At 59.8% G+C, this 22,118-nt stretch carries 23 protein-coding genes; 7 read left to right on the top strand and 16 right to left on the bottom strand.

Annotated elements, in window-relative coordinates:
- The first annotated feature begins 43 nt into the window (after nucleotides 1-43).
- The 5 genes from AB5Y48_RS09410 (at nucleotide 44) to AB5Y48_RS09390 (ending at nucleotide 5,597) form a co-directional block, all read left to right on the top strand.
- Nucleotides 44-1,606: a GGDEF domain-containing protein gene (locus AB5Y48_RS09410; protein WP_224159560.1), complete on the top strand. Its 1,563-nt coding sequence runs from the start codon at nucleotides 44-46 to the stop codon at nucleotides 1,604-1,606.
- A 145-nt stretch (nucleotides 1,607-1,751) separates the two neighbouring features.
- A complete protein-coding gene (gene ppnN, locus AB5Y48_RS09405) occupies nucleotides 1,752-3,107 on the top strand; it encodes a nucleotide 5'-monophosphate nucleosidase PpnN (RefSeq protein ID WP_060584632.1) in 1,356 nt (451 codons plus the stop codon).
- Between the two features lie 68 nt (nucleotides 3,108-3,175).
- Nucleotides 3,176-3,952, top strand: a complete 777-nt coding sequence (gene xni, locus AB5Y48_RS09400) for a flap endonuclease Xni (protein ID WP_368164276.1) — start codon at nucleotides 3,176-3,178, stop codon at nucleotides 3,950-3,952.
- A 111-nt stretch (nucleotides 3,953-4,063) separates the two neighbouring features.
- On the top strand, nucleotides 4,064-5,071 hold the full coding sequence (locus tag AB5Y48_RS09395) for an isocitrate dehydrogenase (protein WP_224159558.1): 1,008 nt from the start codon (nucleotides 4,064-4,066) through the stop codon (nucleotides 5,069-5,071).
- A gap of 109 nt (nucleotides 5,072-5,180) precedes the next feature.
- A complete protein-coding gene (locus tag AB5Y48_RS09390) occupies nucleotides 5,181-5,597 on the top strand; it encodes a hypothetical protein (protein ID WP_050665796.1) in 417 nt (138 codons plus the stop codon).
- Here the strand turns inward: AB5Y48_RS09390 and rlmM are convergent.
- The 6 genes from rlmM to dinB form a co-directional block, all read right to left on the bottom strand.
- Nucleotides 5,594-6,685 carry a 23S rRNA (cytidine(2498)-2'-O)-methyltransferase RlmM gene (gene rlmM / locus AB5Y48_RS09385; protein WP_050665797.1) on the bottom strand — a complete coding sequence of 364 codons (1,092 nt, stop codon included), beginning with the start codon at nucleotides 6,683-6,685 and terminating at the stop codon, nucleotides 5,594-5,596. The two genes, AB5Y48_RS09390 and rlmM, sit on opposite strands and share 4 nt — an antisense overlap.
- A complete protein-coding gene (locus tag AB5Y48_RS09380; RefSeq protein ID WP_050665798.1) occupies nucleotides 6,678-7,064 on the bottom strand; it encodes a DUF423 domain-containing protein in 387 nt (128 codons plus the stop codon). The genes rlmM and AB5Y48_RS09380 overlap by 8 nt, the downstream gene beginning before the upstream one ends.
- A complete protein-coding gene (locus tag AB5Y48_RS09375) occupies nucleotides 7,061-7,675 on the bottom strand; it encodes an alpha/beta family hydrolase (RefSeq protein ID WP_136613057.1) in 615 nt (204 codons plus the stop codon). Before AB5Y48_RS09375 ends, AB5Y48_RS09380 begins: the two co-directional genes overlap by 4 nt.
- Complete coding sequence (locus tag AB5Y48_RS09370) at nucleotides 7,675-8,592, bottom strand: transcriptional regulator GcvA (RefSeq protein ID WP_050665800.1); 918 nt, start codon at nucleotides 8,590-8,592, stop codon at nucleotides 7,675-7,677. The genes AB5Y48_RS09375 and AB5Y48_RS09370 overlap by 1 nt, the downstream gene beginning before the upstream one ends.
- A gap of 289 nt (nucleotides 8,593-8,881) precedes the next feature.
- Nucleotides 8,882-11,011, bottom strand: coding sequence for a methyl-accepting chemotaxis protein (locus AB5Y48_RS09365; protein ID WP_368164275.1), 2,130 nt, complete (start codon nucleotides 11,009-11,011; stop codon nucleotides 8,882-8,884).
- Nucleotides 11,012-11,079: 68 nt separating this feature from the next.
- Entirely contained in the window at nucleotides 11,080-12,132 is a 1,053-nt protein-coding gene (gene dinB, locus AB5Y48_RS09360) for a DNA polymerase IV (RefSeq protein WP_368164274.1), read from the bottom strand.
- Between the two features lie 137 nt (nucleotides 12,133-12,269).
- On the opposite strand from dinB, the gene AB5Y48_RS09355 reads away from it, so the two are divergent.
- Nucleotides 12,270-12,479, top strand: a complete 210-nt coding sequence (locus AB5Y48_RS09355) for a hypothetical protein (RefSeq protein WP_368164273.1) — start codon at nucleotides 12,270-12,272, stop codon at nucleotides 12,477-12,479.
- A 37-nt stretch (nucleotides 12,480-12,516) separates the two neighbouring features.
- On the opposite strand, the gene nqrM is transcribed toward AB5Y48_RS09355, so the two are convergent.
- From nqrM to AB5Y48_RS09305, 10 genes are all read right to left on the bottom strand, one after another.
- Nucleotides 12,517-12,741, bottom strand: coding sequence for a (Na+)-NQR maturation NqrM (gene nqrM / locus AB5Y48_RS09350; RefSeq protein ID WP_005349134.1), 225 nt, complete (start codon nucleotides 12,739-12,741; stop codon nucleotides 12,517-12,519).
- A gap of 1 nt (nucleotide 12,742) precedes the next feature.
- On the bottom strand, nucleotides 12,743-13,789 hold the full coding sequence (locus tag AB5Y48_RS09345) for an FAD:protein FMN transferase (RefSeq protein WP_050665804.1): 1,047 nt from the start codon (nucleotides 13,787-13,789) through the stop codon (nucleotides 12,743-12,745).
- A gap of 3 nt (nucleotides 13,790-13,792) precedes the next feature.
- Nucleotides 13,793-15,016 carry an NADH:ubiquinone reductase (Na(+)-transporting) subunit F gene (gene nqrF / locus AB5Y48_RS09340; protein ID WP_050665805.1) on the bottom strand — a complete coding sequence of 408 codons (1,224 nt, stop codon included), beginning with the start codon at nucleotides 15,014-15,016 and terminating at the stop codon, nucleotides 13,793-13,795.
- Between the two features lie 16 nt (nucleotides 15,017-15,032).
- On the bottom strand, nucleotides 15,033-15,629 hold the full coding sequence (nqrE, locus tag AB5Y48_RS09335; RefSeq protein ID WP_050665806.1) for an NADH:ubiquinone reductase (Na(+)-transporting) subunit E: 597 nt from the start codon (nucleotides 15,627-15,629) through the stop codon (nucleotides 15,033-15,035).
- Nucleotides 15,630-15,632: 3 nt separating this feature from the next.
- Entirely contained in the window at nucleotides 15,633-16,265 is a 633-nt protein-coding gene (locus tag AB5Y48_RS09330) for an NADH:ubiquinone reductase (Na(+)-transporting) subunit D (RefSeq protein ID WP_060584605.1), read from the bottom strand.
- Nucleotides 16,258-17,031, bottom strand: a complete 774-nt coding sequence (locus AB5Y48_RS09325; RefSeq protein ID WP_050665808.1) for a Na(+)-translocating NADH-quinone reductase subunit C — start codon at nucleotides 17,029-17,031, stop codon at nucleotides 16,258-16,260. The genes AB5Y48_RS09330 and AB5Y48_RS09325 overlap by 8 nt, the downstream gene beginning before the upstream one ends.
- A complete protein-coding gene (locus tag AB5Y48_RS09320) occupies nucleotides 17,021-18,250 on the bottom strand; it encodes an NADH:ubiquinone reductase (Na(+)-transporting) subunit B (RefSeq protein ID WP_136613054.1) in 1,230 nt (409 codons plus the stop codon). Before AB5Y48_RS09320 ends, AB5Y48_RS09325 begins: the two co-directional genes overlap by 11 nt.
- Nucleotides 18,251-18,253: 3 nt before the next feature.
- The gene (locus AB5Y48_RS09315) at nucleotides 18,254-19,594 is read right to left on the bottom strand and encodes a Na(+)-translocating NADH-quinone reductase subunit A (RefSeq protein ID WP_224159756.1); all 1,341 of its coding nucleotides are present in this window, start codon (nucleotides 19,592-19,594) and stop codon (nucleotides 18,254-18,256) included.
- 380 nt (nucleotides 19,595-19,974) lie between these two features.
- A complete protein-coding gene (locus tag AB5Y48_RS09310; protein ID WP_050665811.1) occupies nucleotides 19,975-20,286 on the bottom strand; it encodes a BolA family transcriptional regulator in 312 nt (103 codons plus the stop codon).
- Between the two features lie 36 nt (nucleotides 20,287-20,322).
- Nucleotides 20,323-20,901 carry an alpha-ketoglutarate-dependent dioxygenase AlkB gene (locus tag AB5Y48_RS09305; protein ID WP_368164272.1) on the bottom strand — a complete coding sequence of 193 codons (579 nt, stop codon included), beginning with the start codon at nucleotides 20,899-20,901 and terminating at the stop codon, nucleotides 20,323-20,325.
- 78 nt (nucleotides 20,902-20,979) lie between these two features.
- Here AB5Y48_RS09305 and AB5Y48_RS09300 point away from each other — a divergent pair, with 78 nt between their 5' ends.
- Nucleotides 20,980-22,110 carry a methyltransferase gene (locus tag AB5Y48_RS09300; protein ID WP_368164271.1) on the top strand — a complete coding sequence of 377 codons (1,131 nt, stop codon included), beginning with the start codon at nucleotides 20,980-20,982 and terminating at the stop codon, nucleotides 22,108-22,110.
- The last annotated feature ends 8 nt before the right edge of the window (nucleotides 22,111-22,118 follow it).

The following is a 22,118-nucleotide window of genomic DNA, read 5'->3' as shown; positions in this document are numbered from 1 at the left end:
CCATTTTTTATGCTCATAATAACAATGACAGGTGACCTCTTTTATGAAGGACATGGCCACTTCGGCAGAACAGATGAACGAGCTGAGAGTTAAGCTGAGCGAATTGAGGGAGCAGACGGTCGCCGAGCGCACCCGGATTACCCAATTCCTTACCAAATTGATGCTGGCCTGCCGGGGTCATGATCGCGAGCTCGACACCCGACTCGCGAAGCTCAAGCAGCGGATCGACGTCAACCACACCTATATGACTCTCGATGCTGAGATGGTACTCATCGAGCGGCTGCTGCAGCGTCACTCTGACGCCGTTCAAGACTCGATCGATTCGGTTCGTGATGCGGTCCATTTTGGCGCAAAAAATATCCGTCCAGTACGAGACTTCACCGAGAAGGCCTGCCAGACCCTGCGCGAGCATCTGCTCGCCGACGATGGCTACAGCTTTGGCGATTATCATCGCAAAGTATTGAAGTTGCTTGAGTATTACCAGCAAGCCCTGAAGTACCAGTCCGCCCAATCCCCCCTGCTTCAAGAAAATCAGGACGTCCCCCTCCCCGACGCGGAGCTGGAGCCCGGCTCGTCAGGCCAACTGGCCGACGAACTGCAACGACTCATCACAGAGCTCGACTTCGCCGGCCAGACTGGCGAACAGCTGGACAGCATCCGCCGCGAGTTGCTGCAAGGGGTTCCCCTGGAAAACCTGGCCAATATGGCCCTGCAGGTCATTGAGCTGATCATTCAGGGGACCCGTGAGGAGCGCAAAGCCTCCCACTCCTTCCTGAGCAGCCTCAACGAAAGCCTTAACGCCGTTCACTTCAGCTTTACCGAGACCCTCGACGAAGGGCGTAGCCTGCAAGATGAGACCACCCTCAGCAGACTGGCCCTCAACAAGGAGCTGCAGGCCATCGGCAAGACGCTTGGCAACCAGCAGACGGTCGAAGAGCTCAAGCTCGCCATCCACCGCCATATGGACGCCATCTCGCACCTGCTCAGCGAACGGGATGCCCTCTATCAACGCGAGCGTGGCCTGATGACCCGCCTCTCCGCCATGGAGGCCAAGCTGCGACTGATGAAGGACGAGACCGCCGAATACAAGAAGCGTCTGACCATCCAGAAGCACAAGTTGTTCCTCGACAGCCTGACCCAGGTACACAACCGGGCGGCCCTCGACGAGCGGCTCGAGCTCGAGTACAAACGCTGGCTGCGCTACCAGACCCCCCTCTGTCTGGCGGTGGTAGACATAGACCACTTCAAGACCATCAACGACAACTATGGCCACATGGCCGGTGACAAGGCCCTCAAGGTTGTGGCCAAGGCGCTGCAACGGACCCTGCGCGATACGGACTTCATCGCCCGCTTCGGTGGTGAGGAGTTTGTGATCCTGCTGCCCAATATCAACCCCGACAAGTTCCAAAAACCCCTCGACAAGCTGCGCCAGACCATCAAGAGCATCCCGTTCCGCTTCAAGGATGCCCGGGTAGAGATCACCATCTCCATCGGCGCCACCCTGTTCAAGGAGGGGGACCAGCCCACGGATGCTTTCGAGCGAGCCGATCAGGCGCTCTACAACTCCAAGCACTCGGGGCGCGACCAGGTCAACCTGGTGTTCTGAGCGGGAAGCACAAAAAAGCAGCAGACGAACTCGCCCCCTATTCCCCTTTTGCCCCGCTTGCATCTAGTATCGGATGGAAGGGATACCAGTCGGTATCCCTTTGATGAATCAGGAAGAATGATAAGAACAACCCTAAGGGGGGCCTATGATCACCCACATCAATCCGGTCGGCAGCATGGATCTGCTGTCACAGCTCGAGGTGGATCGCCTGAAGCAGACCGCTACCAGCGATATCTATCAGCTGTTTCGTAACTGCTCCCTGGCGGTACTCAACTCCGGCAGCCACACCGACAGCTCCAAGGAGATACTGGAGCGCTACAAGAGCTTCGACATCCATGTGATTCGTCGTGAGCGGGGGGTCAAGCTGGAGCTCTTCAACGCCCCCGAGCACGCCTTCGTCGATGGCGAGATCATTCGCGGTATCCAGGAACACCTCTTCTCGGTGCTGCGCGATATCCTCTATGTCTCCAATCAGCTCGAGTCCAATCGCCAGGTCAACCTGACCAACTCCACTCATATCACCAACGTGGTCTTTGCCATCTTGCGCAATGCCAAGGCTATCCTGCCCGGCGCCGATCCCAATCTGGTCGTCTGCTGGGGTGGCCACTCCATCAACGAGATCGAGTACAACTACACCCGCGCCGTCGGCAATGAGCTGGGCCTGCGCGAGCTCAACATCTGTACCGGGTGTGGTCCGGGCGCCATGGAGGGGCCCATGAAGGGAGCCGCCGTGGGACACGCCAAGCAGCGTATCAAGAACAGTCGCTATATCGGCCTGACCGAACCCTCGATCATCGCCGCCGAGCCGCCCAACCCCATCGTCAACGAGCTGGTGATCCTGCCGGATATCGAGAAGCGACTGGAGGCCTTCGTACGCCTCGGCCACGGCATCATCATCTTCCCCGGCGGGGTCGGCACGGCCGAAGAGCTGCTCTACCTGCTCGGTATCATGATGAACCCGGCCAACGAGCGTCAGCCTATTCCCATCATACTGACGGGCCCCAAAGAGAGCGCCGACTACTTCACCGCCATAGACGACTTCGTGCGTGCCACCCTGGGCGAGGCAGCCACCCGCCTCTATCGCATCATCATCGGCGATGCACCCGAGGTTGCCCGCGCCCTGAAAGAGGCGATGCCCAAGATCCGCGAGTATCGCAAATCAGTCGGGGATGCTTACTCCTTCAACTGGTCTCTCAAGATAGAGCCGGAGTTCCAGCTGCCCTTCGAGCCCAACCACGAGACCATGGGTAGTCTCAACCTGCATCGCAACCAGCCGCCCCAATCCCTGGCGGCCAACTTGCGACGCGCCTTCTCCGGCATCGTGGCCGGGAACGTCAAGGAGGGGGGCATCCGCGCCATCGAGAAGAAGGGGCCCTTTAAGATCCATGGGGACAAGGAGCTTATGTTGCTGATGGACAAGCTGCTGCAAAGCTTCGTCAAGCAGCAACGGATGAAGTTGCCGGGCTCGGCCTATGTGCCTTGCTACGAGATAGTCCGTTAAGACGCTGCAAGGGGGCGCGACGCGCCCCCTTTTGTTACAATGGCGGGCCCGAACCGAGCGAGCCCTCCATGTCCCACCTGCTGATCATCGATGCCCTCAATCTCATCCGCCGCATTCACGCGGTGCAAGCCAGCCAGTCTCTGACGCCGGATCAGGCCCTCATCGCGACCCGGGCAACCCTGCTCAATACCACCCGCAAACTGCTCACCCAAGCGGCCCCCACCCATGCCATCGCGGTCTTCGACGCCGAGGTGGACGGCTGGCGAAAGGCACGCTTTCCCTCCTACAAGGAGGGAAGAACCCCCATGCCGCCGGAACTGCGTGCCGGACTCGATAGTCTGCAGGATGCCTTCTGGGAGCTCGGCATCGATGCCCTGCTATCAGAGACCGATGAGGCGGACGATCTGATCGCGACCCTGGCCCGCAAGATGGCCCGTCACGGCCAGTGTGTGACCATAGTGTCGACCGACAAGGGGTTTTGCCAACTGCTCTGCCCGGAGATCCGCATCCGCGACTACTTCAACAAGCGCTGGCTCGATCTGCCCTTCGTCCAGAGTCAGTTTGGCGTGGCGCCAGGTCGGCTGGTCGACTACTGGGCCCTGACCGGTGTGGGAGGTAGCGGTATCAAGGGGGTACCGGGGATCGGGCCCAAGAGTGCCACGGCGCTGCTGCAGGACCACGACAGCCTGGCAGCCCTGCTGGCAGCAGAGAGCGACGACAAGGGGGTAAAGAAGGTGCAGGCTCACGCCGATGAGGCCCGCCTGGCCTTTGAGCTGGTGCGGCTGAGAGACGACATCGAACTCGGGTTTAATCTCAAGGATCTGAGACTCCCCTCCCCCGACTGAGGAGAAGGCGCTCAAAATGGCGCCATGATGTAAAGAAAAATGGAGGAAATGTTTCTAAAATGGTATAAGAAACACCGACTTCTACACCTATCTGTACCTCGGAAGTGCCCTATGTCCAAAACAAGAATCACCGTCATCCCGGGTGACGGCATCGGCCCCAGCATCATCGACTCCGCCATCCAGATCCTGCAAAAAGCGGGTTGCGATTTCGACTACGACTACGCCGACGCCGGCCTGACTGCGCTCGAAAAACATGGTGAGCTGCTGCCCCAGGCAACCCTGGATCTCATCGACCAGAACAAGGTGACCCTCAAGGGCCCCCTGACGACGCCGGTTGGTGGTGGCTTCACCTCCATCAACGTCTCCTTGCGCAAGAAATTTAACCTCTACGCCAACGTGCGCCCGGTTATCTCCTTCAAGGGGACCAAGAGCCGTTACGAGAACATCGACATCATTACGGTACGTGAGAATACGGAAGGGATGTATTCCGGTGCCGGTCAACGCCGCAGCGATGATAACAACAGCGCCGAGGCAATGAGCATAGTCACCCGCGAAGGGGCCGAACGCATCGTCGAGTTTGCCTTTGATCTGGCCAAGAAAGAGGGCCGCCAGAAGGTGACCGTGGTGCACAAGGCCAACATTCTCAAATCCACCTCGGGTCTCTTCCTGGAGGTCGCGCGCCAGGTAGCGGCACGCCACCCGGAGATCCAGTGTGAGGAGATGATCGTCGACGCCGCCTGCATGAACCTGGTGATGTACCCTGAGCGCTTCGATGTGATCGTCACCACCAACCTGTTTGGCGACATCCTCTCGGATCTCTGCGCCGGTCTGGTGGGGGGCCTTGGCATGGCACCGGGGGCCAATATCGGCAGCGGCGCCGCCATCTTCGAAGCGGTACACGGCTCCGCGCCCGATATCGCCGGCAAGAATATTGCCAACCCCACGTCAGTGATCCTTGCCTCGGTGCAGATGCTTGAGTATCTCGGCATGCAAGAGAAGGCCGAGCGCATTCTGACCGCAGTGCGCAGCACCATAGAGGCGGGTCAGTGCGTGACTCGAGATCTGGGTGGCAGCGCCACCACTGACCAGTTTACCCAGGCCGTGATGGCCAAACTCTGATTATTAAATAGACGCAAAAGGAGCCTTTATGGCTCCTTTTATTTTGCCCATTTTGCTCAGGCCGGGACACCCTGATCTATGTTTGTATCAGAGAAGGGAGGGATCTCTGATGCGTGCGCTTTTTCTGCTGCTCCTGCCGGTCTTGCCTGTCATGGCGCTCGATGAAGCCAGCTGGAAGAGCGCCCTTGACAGCGATGAAGTCGCCCGCTGGCAGAGCTCCCGAGAGGAGCTGAGCCTCAGCCGTTACTCGAGCCTTAGCCTTGAGGTCAAACGCAACGACAGTGGCGAGGCGACCCTCGCCCCCTACCACAGGCTCAATCTAACCCCCGACAAGCGTGTTTCGGTGGGCTTCGAAAATCTCAGACCCAGAGTCAAGTTTCGCGCCGGCACCATGGACACGGCGGTCAAGCTGAGGGGAGATGGCATCAAGGTCCAGCTCACCCCCAGCGACAAGACGATCCCCATGCAGATAGAGCTGAAGATCACCGACGACGAATCAAGCCTTAAGTTCGACTATCGCTTTTAGGCCGGTTTGAGCTTGGAGAGGGCATAGCGGTTGTAGACGTGTACCGTGATCTCCTCGCGGTCATGGTAGAGCTGCTTGGCCTGTACCACGAAGCCGGGATCGATCTCGGCAAGCCGCTCGCGCAGCACATTCAGGTTGTGCTCGCACTCTACGAAGCGCTTCTTCATGGGCAGCTTAAGGTTGAAGATCGCCTCCTGACAGAGCCCGTCCTGGAACCAGTCACCGATCATCTGCACCACCCGCGCCGGCTTGTCGACCATGTCGCACACCAGCCAGTAGGTGTTCTTCTTCACCGGCTTCCACATGAAGCCATCATCGCGCAGGTGTTTGACCTGGCCCGTCTCCATCAGAGAGTCGGCCATCATGCCGTTGTCCACGGCGGTCACCATCATGCCACGGCGCACCAGTTGATAGGTCCAGCCTCCCGGACAGGCGCCCAGATCCACCGCCTTCATCCCGGAGGTGAGGCGCAGATCCCACTCCTCCTTGGGTACGAAGACATGAAACGCCTCCTCGAGCTTCAGAGTCGAGCGGCTCGGAGCGTCGGAGGGGAAGCGCAGACGAGGAATGCCCATATGGAACTCAGAATTATTGAACGAGTAGGAGTAGCCAAGCAGCACATGATCGGTCGCCACAAAGAAGGCGTGGAAGACCGGCCGATTGGGGGTCTCCTTGCTGGTCAGGATCTCGTTGCTACGCAGGGCCTGACGCAGGGGTACCGTGAACTTGCGGCAGAAGGCAGAGAGCTCTTTGGCCTCATTGGTGTCTGCCGTTTCGACCCTCAGATCCCCACAGATGGCATAGTCACGGCACGCCTCCACGATGGGACGGATCCGATCCCCCAGATCCAGATCGGAGAGATCGTGGGTCAACACCAGCATCTGGCGGGCAAAGATGAGCTCACGGAAGGGGAGCTTGCGTGCCAGCAGGTCGGCCTGTCCCTCCTCATAGAGCTCGAAGAGCACATAGCCGCTGTCGTCCTTGACCCGGGCAAAGCCGTAGCACTGCATGTCGCTGGCACGCTCGGTGATCTCTGCCGCCGCCTCTTTCTCAAAGCCGGGACGGCAATAAATCAGCAGGTTATTCATTTCTTCCTCCAAGACGACAGCCAACCCAAAACAGGGTTGCCCATCCCAACATAAAACAGACTCCCCCGACCGGCGTCAGCAGGCCAATTCCCTTGGTTCCCAGCAGTACCATGGCGTAGATACTGCCGCTAAAACCCAGGGTGCCCAGCACGAAGAGGCCGGCAGCCAGGGCCAGACCACGCCCGCGCAGGGGAGAGAGCCCGAGCGCCAACAGCGCCAGGGCGTGAAAAAACTGGTACTGCACCGCCGTATTGAAGGCGGAGAGCTTATCGGGGGCTATGCCGGTCGCCGGCAAACCATGAGCGCCATAGGCGCCCAGCAGGGTGGCCGACAACCCCATCAGAGCCGCCACCATGAGTTCGATTCGTTGCGCTTTCATCCTCTCACCTCATGGGCAAACGCCCGGATCAGACGGGCCGCCGAAGCCAGATTGTCCGCCTCGGTCAAGCCGCTGCGCTGGCGCGGTTTCAGGCTGTGATCTCCGTCCGGTAGCCAGTGGCAACGCACCGCCGGGGAGAAGGGAAAACCGGCCAACTCCTCACGACAGCCAAACGCGTCTCGCTCCCCCTGCAACAGCAGGGTCGGCGTGACGATCTGCTTGAGCACCTCACCACGCCAACGCTCGGGCTTACCGACGGGGTGGAAAGGATACCCCAGTAGCACCAATCCCGCAGCCCCCGTTTCATCGGCAAGCTCGGCGGCCATCCTCCCTCCCATGGATTTACCCGCCAGAATGAGCCTGGGATGGGCATGGGCGGCAATCACCTCGCGCCAGCACTCGAGTAACACGGGAGCCCGATCGGGAGGGCGGCGCCCTCCTTCCCTCTGCATGCGCGCCATATAGGGAAAGTTAAAACGCACCACCTGCAACGTCTCATCGGCCAGCAGAGCACTCAGGGTGACAAGAAAGGGATGATCCATACCGGCCCCGGCGCCGTGAGCCAGCAAGAGACGAACCGGGGCGTCCACCGCCCCCTGGGTCTCTGTCATCAGGGTTTGACCTGGGCGCGGCGGCGCGCCTCTTCCTGCTCGACCAGCTCCAGCATCCAGTCGCGGAAGGCGACGATCTTGCCCTGCTCCGACTGTTGCTCCTGACAGACCAGGTAGAAGGCGTTCTTGCTCACCAGCACCTGCTCGAAGGGGCAGATGAGGCGACCGGCATCGATCTCGGGCTGGGCCAGCACGCTGTGACCCAGCGCCACTCCCTGACCGTGAATGGCAGCCTGGATCACCATGGTCGAGTGGCTGAAGATGGGCCCCTGATTGACGTTGGGGGCATCGATCCCCAGCTGGCGAAACCAGGCCTTCCAATCGCGGCGCGAGGTGTCGTGCAGCAGGGTATGACGGGTCAGGTCTTCGGGGGTACGCAGGGGCTTGGGCCCGGTCAGCAACATGGGCGAGCAGACCGGGATCAGATACTCGGTATGCAACTTGTCGGCCCTGAGCCCGGGCCAGTTGCCGCGCCCGTAATAGATGGCCACATCCACATCGTCGGTGAGCGATCCCTCATCCAGATCCACGGCCTTGATACGCACATCGATATCCGGATGACGCTCACTAAAGCGCACCAGGCGAGGCACCAGCCACTGAATCGCGAAACTGGGCTGCAAAGAGACGGTCAGTGCCCCCTTGGCACTGCGTGCCAGCAGCTTCTCGGTGGCCTCAGAGATGGAGGCAAAGATATCCTTGATATCGAGAAAATAGCCCTGCCCCTCTTCGGTCAACAGCAGGGAACGATTCTTGCGGCGAAACAGTTTAATCCCCAGGTACTCCTCCAGCGCCTTGATCTGGTGGCTGATGGCAGCCTGGGTGACAAACAGTTCTTCCGCCGCCCGAGTAAAACTCAGGTGGCGAGCCGCCGCCTCGAAAGCCTTGAGGGCGTTGAGGGGAGGAAGACGACGCGACATGACTCCTGCCAAAGATGAGATTTTCTAATGGTCTGCATTATAAATTGTCGGTTGCGACGCCACCAGCGAATAAACATAATTCGCCGCACAATCAGTTGCCATATGGCTCGCACTTCCCCATGAAACCCTGTGGGAAGGGCAATTTTCCGAGTCAGTGACTGTCGATTGTGGTGTTGTGTAATCTTCCCCCGGGAAGAAAAGGTTCAAATTTTCCGATTTGACCTGTCTGTCATCTGAATTGTTTGGCGCCACCTCAGGATGGCGCCTTTTTTCTGTCTGGCGTGACCCCTTATACCTTGAACTGCCCCATCAGGGCCTGCTGGCGATCGGCCAGGGTAAACATCTCCCGACCAATCCTGGCAGAGGATATGGCCTCTTCGCTGATGTTCTGGCTCACATCCCTGATGGTTGCCACATTGTGGTTAAGGGAGTGGATCACCTCGCTCTGCTGACCGGCGGCGCGGGAGATGAGATCGTTCATCTGCTCAATCGAGCCAACCGCCTCGAGGATCTGCTCGAGCATGGTGACCGAGGCCTCCACTCGCTCCCGGGTACGGCCGGCCCTGGCGTGACTCTCGACGATGGCCTCCACCACGCCGCTCGTTCCCCCTTGCAGCTTCTCGATGAGTTCGCGGATTTGGACCACGGAGTCCTGGGTCCTTCCCGCCAGGCTGCGCACTTCATCGGCCACCACGGCAAATCCCCGACCCTGTTCACCGGCCCGGGCAGCCTCGATGGCGGCGTTGAGGGCCAGTAAATTGGTCTGCTCGGCGATGGCCTGGATCACCTCGAGAATATTGCCGATATTGTCGCTCTCATCGGAGAGCCGCTCAGCCATGGGTCTGGCCGCCTCAATCACCTGCATCAACTCATCCATAGCGCGCTGGCTCTCATTGACCGCCTGCTGTCCATGACGCGCCATCCCCTCGGCCTCCTTGGCCGAGGCCACGGCACTGCCGGCACTCCCGGCCACTTCGGCGGCGCTGGCATTCATCTCCTCAAAGGCCGCGGCGACCATCTCCACCTCCTTGAACTGGGCCTGCAGGCTGTCGCGGGTACGCTCGGCCACCGCTGCCGCCTGGCTCGCCGTCTCGCGAGTTCCCGCCACCGTCTCTACCACCTGGGAGACGGTGCCCTGCAGCTTGTCGAGGAAGAGATTGAACCAGCGAGCCAACTCCCCGAGCTCATCCTGGCGGTCTATCTGCAGCCGCTGGGTGAGGTCCCCCTCACCGCTGGCGATATCCCGCAACCGACTGACCACTGCACGAATGGGTGAGACCACCTGGCGCGCCAACAGGGTAATGGCACCGAGCGCAAGCAGGGTGATCAGGATGCCGATCTCAATTTGAATCCAGCCGCTGCTGGCGGCCTGCTCGGCCAGCTCGGCACTGAGCCGATCGGCCTCCTCCAATACCACGGCACGGGGCAGCTGGATATAGACCCCCCAGCTGTGGCCCGCCACCCGGATCGGCGTGAAGCTCTGTAGCCAGGCCCCATCCTCGCTCCAGCGTGAGAGTGGCGCTCCCTCCTTGAGCCAGCCCTTGAGCTGCCCCCCCAGGGGATCGCCGCCAAGCGGCTTGCCTACCGGGGTGTTAAAACCGCTCTGGGCGGCCACAGTCCCTCCCTGGCTTATCAGCATCACATCGCCGCTGCCCCGGTAAAGATCCTCATCCATGCCCTGCACCACCTGCTGCAGACTGTCCAGGGCCAGATCCACACCCACGATACCGATCACCTTCCCCTCCTCCATGAGCGGAACCGTGACCGAGGTCATCAGACGGGATTGTCCCTCGACCTCATCCAGATAGGGCTCGAGCAGGCAGCTGCTGCGACTCTCCAGGCTACAGCGATACCAGTAATTGGCAGGGGTACCACTCTCATCGGGAGCGCTGTCGGCCAGATCCTCCTCACTCATGGTCTCGGCGACTATGCCCTCCTTGCCGCGCGCCCAGTAGACGGAGAAGCGCCCCTTCTCGTTGGAGCCCAGGGCACTCGAATCAACATAGTTGGCATCCTCACCATCGAGGGCATCGGGCTCGAATACCCCGTAGACACCGAGCAAGTTGGGAGCCGCCAGCAACGACTCGTGCAACATCTGGTTGAGGGCACCGCGCAGGGCCTCGGAGTGCATGAAATTGTCTTGGGCATTCTTGCGCTGGAAGAGGATCCCCTGAGCCAGCAGGGAGGCCCGATAGAAAGACTCATCCAGATAGGCCGTCACCCTGGCGGACTGGGCCAATCCCTGAGCCTGCATCACTTGCTGGGCGGCACCACGCGCACTCTCGGCGGTGCGCATCTCGATGCGAGACTGCACTTCACGCCCTTGATAGAGGGAGAAGCTGATGAGTGAAACCGAGAGCAGCAACAGGCAGAGACCGGCAGAGAGGGTGATGCGCCACTGGACCGAGAGAGATTTCATGGAAACATCCTTGTTGTATTCGATACCGAATTATATCGGCGGCCATGCTTCATAACTTAATAATATATTTATAAATCAAGAGCTAACTGTTCAGACGAGTCCCCTACTCCAACCACCACGCCCACCAGGCGAATGCCCCGGCCGCGAGCCCGAAGCAGCCCCTCGCGCAGCAGCGTCGGAAGCAATGCGGCATCGGGCCTTTCACAACTACGATAGACGGTCGTCTGCTGAAAATCGGCAAACTTGAGCTTGATCCCCACTCCCCGTACCGGTCGACGCCCCTGATGGCGCTCGAGACGACGCAGCAACTCGGGCCAGAGCGCCTCGAGACAGGTGAGAACCAAGGGCGCATGAGGGGGCAGATCCTCATCCAGGGTGGTCTCCACTCCCACGCTCTTGCGCTCCCGGCTCACTGCCACCGGTCGCTCATCTCTCCCCCAGGCTCGCTCGAGCAGTGCCTCTCCCGGTTTCCCCCAGAGACGGCGAGCCCGCTCGAGGTCGAGGGCTCTGAGATCTTCGCAGGTAATAAAGCCCAGCGCCGCCATCCGCTCGGCACTCTTGCGTCCCACGCCGGGGATCTGGGAGAGCGGCAACTGGCACACAAACTCATCGACCTGATGGGGGGCGATAACAAACTGGCCATCGGGCTTGTTGCGCTCGGAGCCGATCTTCGCCAGAAACTTGTTGGGGGCAACACCGGCAGAGGCGGTCAGGGCCAACTCCTCCCTGATCCGCTCTCGGATTTCGGCGGCGATCCGGGTCGCCGAGCCTCCCAGCAGGGGACATTCGGTCACATCCAGATAGGCCTCATCCAAAGAGAGGGGCTCGATGAGAGAGGTATAACGGCGGAAGATATCATGCAGCTGACCGGAGACCTCCTTGTAATAGGCAAGCCTCCCGGGCAGCAATACCAGGGGTGGGCAGAGACGGCGAGCCACCGCCGTCGGCATGGCTGAACGGACCCCGAAGCGACGCGCCACATAGTTACAGGTCGAGATGACGCCACGGTGCTCGACGCTGCCACCTATGGCCATAGGCACCTCACGCAGGGCCGGATCGTCACGCATCTCCACGGCGGCATAGAAGCAGTCCATGTCGATATGGATGATTTTACGTCCCATTGTGCCCTCCAAACCGACCGGTGACATGCCAAAAGCTGGATAAAAAAACAGTATACAGGTTGACCTGTGCATTTTGACAGTCCGCTCCCGAGAGAAAGGGGCTATCCCTAGGGGACTAATGGCCCCAGGAGAAGCAAATGGACGCACAAGCCGTCTGGCTGATGGTAATACTGGCCATGCCACTGGCCGCCAAAAATAACCCCACGGCCGAGTGCCAATGGCTCCACGATCGTATCGAGACGCTGGAAATTGCGATCAAGAAGGGAGATACCCTCGGCACCCGGGAAGAGCTGACTCGCTGGCGGGGTGAGTTCAGGAAGAAGGAGTGTCACCAGTATGACTACTGAAAAACAGCGCGGGGCCGATGGCCCCGCGCTGTGATTACTAGATGATGCGATTTTCTTCGAGCATCTTGCGGCGCGCCTCTTCGGCGGCCATCTTCTTCTTGCGATTGTCACAGGGTTCGGGACAGTCGCACTCCTTCTCGATGCCGATGGCACCCAGCCCCCCGCAGGAGCCGGAGATGGTCTTCTTCTTGATGATGTAGCCGATGGCCATGGCCGCGACAAATAACAGGAAGACGGCGAAGGTTATCAGAAAGATTTGCATATCACTTTCTCACCAGATAGGGCTTGAAGGCATCCGAGTACTCCTCACGGAACCCTTCGTCGGTCTTGGTAACCATGAAGATAGCCAATCCCTTCTCCCTGGCATAGGCCATTCCCTTCTCCGGTCCCATCACCGTCAGGGCGGTAGCCAACCCGTCTGCAGTCATGCAGGAGGGATGCACCACGGTCACTGATACCAGGCGGTGAGTGATGGGCTTGCCGGTCGCCGGATCTATGGTGTGGGAGAAGCGCTTGCCATCCATCTCGTAGTAGTTGCGGTAGTCTCCCGAGGTGGCGACGCCGTTGTCACCAACCACGATCACCTCCTGCACCGAGCCTTCCGCACTACCGGCTACCGGTTTCTCGATGGCCACCCGCCAGGGGTGTCCCTTGCCGTTGAGCCCCTTGATACGCAGCTCACCGCCAATCTCGACCAGGTAGTTGCGCGAGCCGAGCGCTTCTATGTATTCGGCTACCTTGTCCACACCGAATCCCTTGGCGATGGAGGAGAGATCCACATAGAGATCCGGTATGTCCTTTTGCAGGGTATCCGCATCGACCGAGGTGGTCACATGAAGATTACCCAGGCCTGTCTTCTGACGGGTCTGGGCAATCAGCTCATCACTCGGCACCTTGGTAGGCCGTTTGTCAGGGCCAAAGCCCCACAGGTTAACCAGAGGGCCAACCGTCACATCCAGCGCCCCCCGGGTCTCACGGCCCAGATGCAGCGACTCGGTCACCACCCGGGCAGTGTCACGAGAGACGACCACAGGCTTGCTGTCGCGGGTCTGGTTGAAACGGGAAAGCTCGGAGTCGGGACGATAAGTGGACATCTGGTCGTTGACCCGCTCGAGCAGCGCATCCACCTCGGCCTGAAAGGCCTCGGGGGTCTTGGCTATCTTGTCGGCGACCTTGATGGAGTAATAGGTTCCCATGGTGCTGCCGGTGATGTGGATCTCCGGCCCTGTGTTGACCTTCTCCTGACCGCACCCTGTCAAGAAAAAGGCCAGCCCGATAAGGGCCAGCCATGTCTTTACCGCAGAACGCATCGATTAGCCACCGAAGTCGTCGAGCAGGATATTTTCGTCTTCCACGCCCAGGCTCTTGAGCATGTTGATGACGGCGGCGTTCATCACGGGAGGACCACACATGTAGAACTCGCAGTCTTCCGGGGCCTCGTGGTTCTTGAGGTAGTTCTCATAGAGCACGTTGTGGATGAAGCCGGTGTAGCCGGTCCAGTTGTCTTCCGGCTGCGGATCCGAGAGCGCCACATGCCACTGGAAGTTGTCGTTTTCCGCCTGCAGCATGTCGAAATCTTCCACATAGAACATTTCGCGCTTGGAGCGGGCACCGTACCAGAAGCTCATCTTGCGCTTGGACTTCAGGCGACGCAGCTGGTCGAAGATATGGGAGCGCATCGGTGCCATACCCGCACCACCCCCGATGAACACCATCTCGTTGTCGGTCTCTTTGGCAAAGAACTCACCAAACGGACCGGAGATGGTCACCTTGTCACCCGCCTTCAGGTTGAAGATGAAGGAGGACATCTGGCCCGGCGGCAACTGCATGTTGCTGGGGGGCGGCGTGGCAATCCGCACGTTCAGCATGATGATGCCGAACTCTTCCGGATAGTTGGCCATGGAGTAAGCACGGATGATCGGCTCGTTGACGGTCGACACCAGGTCGAACAGCTTGAAGCGATCCCAGTCACCACGATACATCTCGGGGATGTCGAAGTTCTTGTACTCCACCTTGTGAGCCGGCGCCTCGATCTGGATATAACCACCGGCGCGGAACGGCACACTCTCCCCGTCGGGGATCTGCAGCTTGAGCTCCTTGATGAAGGTGGCCTTGTTGTCATTGGAGATGACACTACATTCCCACTTCTTCACGCCGAAGATCTCTTCAGGCAGCTCGATGTCCATGTCCTGACGCACGGTCACCTGGCAGGCCAGACGCTCACCGTGGCGGGCATCACGCTTGCTGATGTGATCCAGCTCGGTCGGCAGGATATCACCACCGCCCGCCTTCACCCGAACCTTGCACTGGCCGCAGGAGCCACCGCCACCACAGGCGGAGGAGACGAAGATACCACTGCCGGCCAGGGCTCCGAGCAGTTTGCCACCGGCCGGGGTCTTCACCGCCTTGGCCGGGTCATCGTTGATCACGATTGTCACGTCGCCCGCGGTCACCAGCTTGGACTTGGCGAACAGTATGACTGCCACCAGCGCCAGCAGGATCACGGTGAACATGACCACACCCAAAATAATTTCCATCTATCGTTCCTTCCGATTACAGGGAGATACCAGAGAAGGACATGAAGCCCAGCGCCATCAGGCCGGCGGTGATGAAGGTGATACCCAGACCGCGCAGGCCGTCCGGCACATCGGAGTACTTCATCTTCTCGCGGATACCCGCCATGGCCACGATGGCCAGCATCCAACCAAAGCCGGAGCCCACGCCATAGACGACGGATTCGGCAAAGTTGTAATCACGCTGCACCATGAAGGAGACGCCACCGAAGATGGCGCAGTTCACCGTGATAAGCGGCAGGAAGATACCCAGGGCGTTGTAGAGGGCCGGGAAATACTTGTCCAGCGCCATCTCCAGGATCTGCACCAGAGCCGCGATCACACCGATGAAGGTGATGAAGCTCAGGAAGCTGAGATCCAGGCCAGTCACCAGGGCCCCGTCTTTCAACACGAAGTTGTAGATGAGGTTGTTGGCCGGTACGGCGATGGTCTGCACCACGACCACGGCGATGCCGAGACCGATGGCGGTTTTAACCTTCTTGGAGACCGCCAGGAAGGTACACATCCCGAGGAAGAAGGAGAGTGCCAGGTTTTCGATGAAGACCGAGCGGATTAACAGACTGATATAGTGTTCCATCTCTTACTCCTTCGCCTCCACCTGCTTGGGATCCTTGGTGCGGACCGCCCAGATGATGAGGCCGATCAGGAAGAAGGCACTCGGCGGCAGCAGCAGCAGGCCATTGGGCACGTACCAACCACCGTTGTTTACCAGCGGCAGCAGTTCGATGCCAAACCAGGTACCTGAGCCCAGGATCTCGCGCACGGTGGCCACGGTCAGCAGCACGGCACCGTAACCCAGGCCGTTGCCGATACCATCCAGGAAGGAGGGCAGCGGGGCACTCTTCATGGCATAGGCTTCGGCGCGCCCCATCACGATACAGTTGGTGATGATAAGACCAACGAACACGGAGAGCTGCTTGGAGATGTCATAGGCGACAGCCTTCAGCACCTGATCCACCACAATAACCAGAGAGGCGATGATCGCCATCTGGGCGATGATCCGCACACTGTTGGGGATCTGGTTACGGATCAGGGAGATGAAGAGGTTGGAGAAGGCCGTGACCGCGGTTACGGCCAGGGTCATCACGAATGCCGTCTTCATCTGGCTGGTCACCGCCAGAGCGGAACAGACACCCAGCACCTGAAGGGCGATGGGGTTGTTGCCGATCACAGGGGTGAGCAGCAGCTTTTTCATTTCGCTCTTGTCAGCCATTGTTGAGCTCTCCTGCACGCAGCTTGGCCAGGAACGGACCAAAGCCATTGGAACCCATCCAGAACTCGAAGGTGTGCTGGACGCCGTTGGAGGTCAGAGTGGCACCCGAGAGACCGTCGATCTCGTGCTCGGAGCCTTCCGGCGCATGACCCTTGATCACGCGCAGGGCCGGTTTGCCATCAGCATCAAACAGCTTCTTGCCAACAAACAGCTCGCGCCAGGCCGGATTCTCGACCTCACCACCCAGACCCGGGGTCTCACCCTGATCGTAATAGGTGATGCCCTTGATGGTCTGGCCATCCGGCGCGACCGCCAGGAAGGCGTACATGGTGGACCAGAGGCCCTGACCATAGATCGGCAGGATCACGCTCTCCACCTTGCCATCTTCCCCCTTGGCGAGGAACACAGGCATGGTCTTGGAGATGCGCTTGATACCGGCACGATCGGCGTCAGCGGGGATCAGGAAATTTCGTGACGGGTCTTTGGCGGCGGCCAGCATGTCGAAGCCGTCGGCATCCCCTTCCACGAACTGACCACTGGCCAGATCGACCAGACGAGCCTCGATCTTCTCGCCATAGGTCTTGGTCACATTGCTCACATCCAGACCGGCAACGGAGAGGATGTTGGACTGCTTGTCGAGGGCCTTATTGGCCTGCTGGGCAGGGCGCAGACCCACGGCCGCCACGGAGACGACGATGGAGCAGACCAGGCACAGGCCAGCAACGACGCTGACGGTGCCGATAGTCGTATCTTTGTTAAACGCCACGAGCGATCCTCCGCTTGATGTTCGCCTGTGCTACGAAATGGTCAAACAGCGGGGCAAACAGGTTCGCAAACAGAATGGCCAGCATCATGCCTTCCGGGAACGCAGGGTTAACCACGCGCACCAGCACCACCATCACGCCGATCAGGGCGCCATACCACCACTTACCGGTGTTGGTAAAGGAGGCAGAGACAGGATCGGTGGCCATGAACATCATGCCGAAGGCAAAACCGCCCAGCACCAGATGCCAGTGCCACGGCATGCTGAACATGGGGTTGGTATCAGAACCGACCACGTTGAACAGCAGGGAGGTGGCGATCATGCCGATCATCACGCCGGCGATGATGCGCCAGGAGGCGATGCGCATGTAGACGATCATGGCGCCGCCGAGCAGGATCATCAGGGTAGAGACTTCGCCGATAGAGCCCGGCAGGTTGCCGAGGAAGGCGTCCATCCAGCTGATAGCCTGACCGGTCGCCGCATTGACCAGACCAGCCTGACCACCCTGGGCCCACTGGCTCAGCGCGGTGGCGCCGGAGAAGCCATCGACGGCAACCCAGACTGCATCACCGGAGATCTGGGCCGGGTAAGCGAAGAACAGGAAGGCACGACCGGCCAGGGCCGGGTTCAGGAAGTTTTTGCCGGTACCACCGAACACTTCCTTGGCCATCACCACACCGAAGGTGATACCCAGAGCAGCCTGCCACAAGGGCAGTTCGGGCGGCACGATCAGGGCAAACAGGATCGAGGTCACGAAGAAGCCTTCGTTGATCTCGTGCTTGCGCACCATGGCGAACAGCACTTCCCAGAAACCACCGACGAAGAAGACGGTGATATAGATCGGGAAGAAGTGAGCGGCACCGATCAGCATCTTGCTGCCGACACCCGCCACGGCCGGATCCAGAGAAGCCCCCAGCAGGGAGGCCAGGGTGTACTGCCAGGTATCGAGGCCGGCGGCGCTACCCAGTTGGGCGACGGCGCTCATGGCCTGGTTACCGACGTTGTACATGCCCCAGAACATGGCCGGGAAGACGGCCAGCCACACCATGATCATCATGCGCTTGAGATCGAGCGCATCACGGACGTGGGAAGAGGAGCGGGTCACGGAACCCGGGGTATAGAAAAGCGTGTACGCCGCTTCGAACAGGGCATAGTACTTCTCGTACTTGCCGCCCGGCTCGAAGTGATGTTCCATCTTTTCAAGAAGTTGCTTAAAACTCATCGCTTAACCTTCCTGTTCGATCTTGGTCAGGCAGTGGCGCAGAATCGGACCGTATTCGGTCTTGCCCGGGCAGACGAAGGTACACAGGGCCAGATCCTCTTCATCCAGCTCCAGGCAACCGAGAGCCTGGGCACCGTCCGTGTCACCGGCGACCAGGTCGCGCAGCAGCAGGGTCGGCAGGATGTCCAGCGGCATCACTCGCTCGTAGTTACCAATCGGCACCATGGAGCGATCACTACCGTTGGTACTGGTGGTGAAGTTGAACAGCTTGCCCTTGAAGAGGTGGGACAGGGTGGTACGAGTGATGGTGAACTTGTCGGCACTGGGATTGGCCCAGCCGAGGAACTCCTTCTCGCGCCCTTCACCCAGCACGCTGACCTGATTGTGGTAGCGACCCAGGTAGGCGACTTCACCCCTGGCATGCACACCGCTCAGGATAGAGCCGGAGATGATGCGGTTCTCGTCGGCACGCAGCTCGTTATTGGTCAGCTGAGCCATGCTGGCACCGATGCGGGTACGCAGCAGACGCGGCTTGAGCACGTTCGGACCGGCCAGGGAGATTACCTTGTCGGTGCAGATCTCACCGGTGGTGAAGAGCTTGCCGTAGGCAATCACATCCTGGTAGTTGATGTGCCAGACACACTTGTGGGCACTCACCGCATCCAGGAAATGGATGTGGGTACCGGGCAGACCGGCCGGGTGCGGGCCCACAAAGACCTCTTCCTGTACCTGAGACAGGGTGGACTGGGGCAGGCTACCCTCGGCCTTGCACACATACACCTTGCCATCGGTCAGACGGCTCAGTACCGCCAGGCCATCGACGAAGGCCTGGGCCTGTTCGCGGATGACAAGCTCGGCACTGGCAGCCAGCGGATTGGAGTCCATGGCGGTGACGAAGATGGCGCGCGCAGCGCTACCCACGGCGGGCACCTTGCTAAACGGGCGGGTGCGCAGGGCGACCCACTGGCCGGACTCGACCAGGATCTCCTGGACCTTGGCCCGGTCAAGCTGGGGCAGCTCGGCGGAAGAGAAGGCGGCAAAGGTGATCTGCTCGTCGCCGTCGATATCGATCACGACAGATTGCAGAACTCGTTTGTCACCACGGTTAATCTCGGCAACGACACCGGCAGCAGGGGCAGTGAATTTCACGCCAGGATTCTTCTTGTCTTCAAAAAGAATCTGGCCCTTCTTGACGCGATCCCCGACCTTGACGGCCATGGTGGGACGCATCCCCACGTACTCCTCGCCGAGTGTAGCGACACGGGTGATGGCGGGGCCATCGTAGATTACTTGCTCTGGCGCACCCAACACGGGGATGTCCAGTCCTTTTTTAATTGTAATCATACTCACTTGCACTACCGTTACGGGAAGACAGGTTGGTAAGTGCCGGGAGAGGCTCCCGACTGTGGATTGACTCTCCGGGATGTAGTCGAAGGTGACCACATCCATGGAAATTCAAAAAGCGATTGAGTTTATCATCTCGGTGATTCCCCCCGCCATGACAAAACAGGAAAATTCACGCAACATCACAAAAATCACCCTACAAACTGTGATAGTGAATTCGAAGTGACTTTTCAAGCAGGACAAGGGGATAACCCCAACATACCCATTAAGGGATAAACAAAATTTATCCCCTCCATGGTCAAGAAAATTTAATGATTAAAATCCATCCTGACACCGGATAAAGCACCATCGATTGCCGACCGATGAGGGAACACAGAGCCTTACAATGTCGGTTTGCCCACACAGGAAGGCGTGCGCGGCGCCCCTTCCCGAGCCTGCCACTCGGCGTCAGTGTAGGTGTGCAGAGCCAGGGCGTGCAGAGTACTTGCCAGCTCCTCGGCCAACAGGGCATTGATTCTGCGATGACGTGCCAACAGACGCTCACCGGCAAAGCATTCGCTCACGACAATTACCTTGAAGTGGCTCTCGGCCCCCGGCTCGGTACGATGCATGTGACTCTCATTGATAACCTCGAGATGGCTCGGGGCGAGGGCCTCCCGTAACTTCTGCTCGATGTGGGTTTGCAACTGCATAAAACAGACTCCGCTGACTGACGATGGAGAGCCATTCTAACGGCCCGGCTGGATCAAACGAAAGGTGAGGCTGATGCGCGGCCCGACCCGACTCCGGGTTTTGGGCAGGCAGTGCTGCCAGCATGACTGCAGACCCGGCGCCATCAGCAGCAAGGAGCCAGGCTCCAGCCACCACTCCTCGCGGCACCGATGATCCTCCAGTCGGCGCAGCAAGAAGCGTCGGCATGCCCCCAAAGAGACGGCCGCCACCGCAGGCGCCGCGCCAAGCTCGGCCTCATCGTCCCGATGCCACCCGATGCTGTCACTGCCGCTTCGGTAGTGATTGAGCAACACGCTGTTAAAGGCATATCCCGTGGCGGTGCAGACCCTGTCGCGCAGCTGTGCCAAGGGCTCAGGCCAGGGGGTGGCGGGGAGCTGCAAGCCCGAATAGCGGTAGGGGCTGTCACCATACCAGGCGCTCAGCCTCGGCTGAGGCAGAGTCCGGCCAAACAGCCGTACCCGGTATTGCTGCCACCTTATCTCCTCCAGCCATTGCCACCACCACGCTTGCTCCTCTTGCGTGAGCCAGCCGGGCCAATACCGCAAAGCGGCCCCTTCCGGATGAGTGGCCTTCATTTATCCTCCCGATGAGATATGACTTCTGACGCCGAGCCGCTAAAATAGCGGCCCCGTTTATGTCACGCCGGAGCCCTGATGCTGACCCGTCTCGATCATCCCCATTGCCAGTTTGAGCTGCTGCGCTATCCGCCACAAGCCAACGACCCGTTACAGGCCTGGGATGCTGCCGACGAATACCTGATCACCACCCTGGCCGAGGAGGGGATAGCGGCCGGCGCCGTGGTGATCATGAATGACAGTTTTGGTGCACTCACCGCATTTTTGCACGCCCATCACCCGCACTTTGTCAGCGACTCTTTCGTCAGCCGCCGCGGCGCCGAAGAGAACCTCAGGCGCAACGGCCTGGCTCCCGACAGCGTCGTCTGGCAGGATGCCCTGGCTCCTCTGCCTGCGGCACCGGCGCTGGTCGTCATCAAGGTGACCAAGTACCAGGCCCTGCTCGAGCAGCAACTGATCGCCCTCTCCCGGGTGGTGACACCGCAGACCCGTATCCTCGCCGCCGGCAAGGCCAAGGAGATCCACACCTCCACCCTGCAGCTGTTTGAGAAGTGGCTCGGGGCCACCACCACCTCGCTGGCCTGGAAGAAGGCACGCCTCATCCACTGCGTGCCGCGCGGCGAGCCCTGCAAGGCCAGCGACCCCTACCCCACCATCTGGCCACTGGAGGGGACCGACATGGTGCTGCGCAATCACGCCAACGTCTTCTCTCGCACCAGCCTCGATATCGGGGCCCGCTTCATGCTTGATCACCTGCCGGTGATGAGTGCCCGTCAGGTGATCGATCTCGGTTGTGGCAACGGGGTGCTGGGGCTCTCTCTGCTCGCCAGGGATCCGCAAGTCGCTGTCACCTTCTGCGATGAGTCTTACATGGCCATCACCTCGGCCAGGGAAAACGTGCAGAAGAACCTGCCCGATGCTCTCGGACGCGCCCACTTTATGGTCAACAACTGTCTCGACGGCGTCGAGATCGGCAGTGCGGATCGCATCCTCTGTAATCCCCCCTTCCACCAGCTGCAGGCCATCACAGACCATATCGCCTGGCAGATGTTCCAGGATGCACACAGGGTGCTCCCGCGCGGTGGGGATCTCTGGGTGGTGGGCAACCGCCACCTCGACTACCACCTCAAGCTCAAGCGGTTGTTTGGCAATGCTCAACTCATTGCAGGCAATAAAAAATTCGTTATCTTGAAAGCCATCAAACGTTAAAGGAACCC

The sequence above is a fragment of the Aeromonas sp. R6-2 genome (genome assembly GCF_040908155.1).
Lineage (GTDB): Bacteria > Pseudomonadota > Gammaproteobacteria > Enterobacterales > Aeromonadaceae > Aeromonas > Aeromonas schubertii.
The sequence above is the reverse complement of the archived record's forward strand: the minus strand, read 5'-3'. Positions and strand labels throughout refer to the sequence as shown.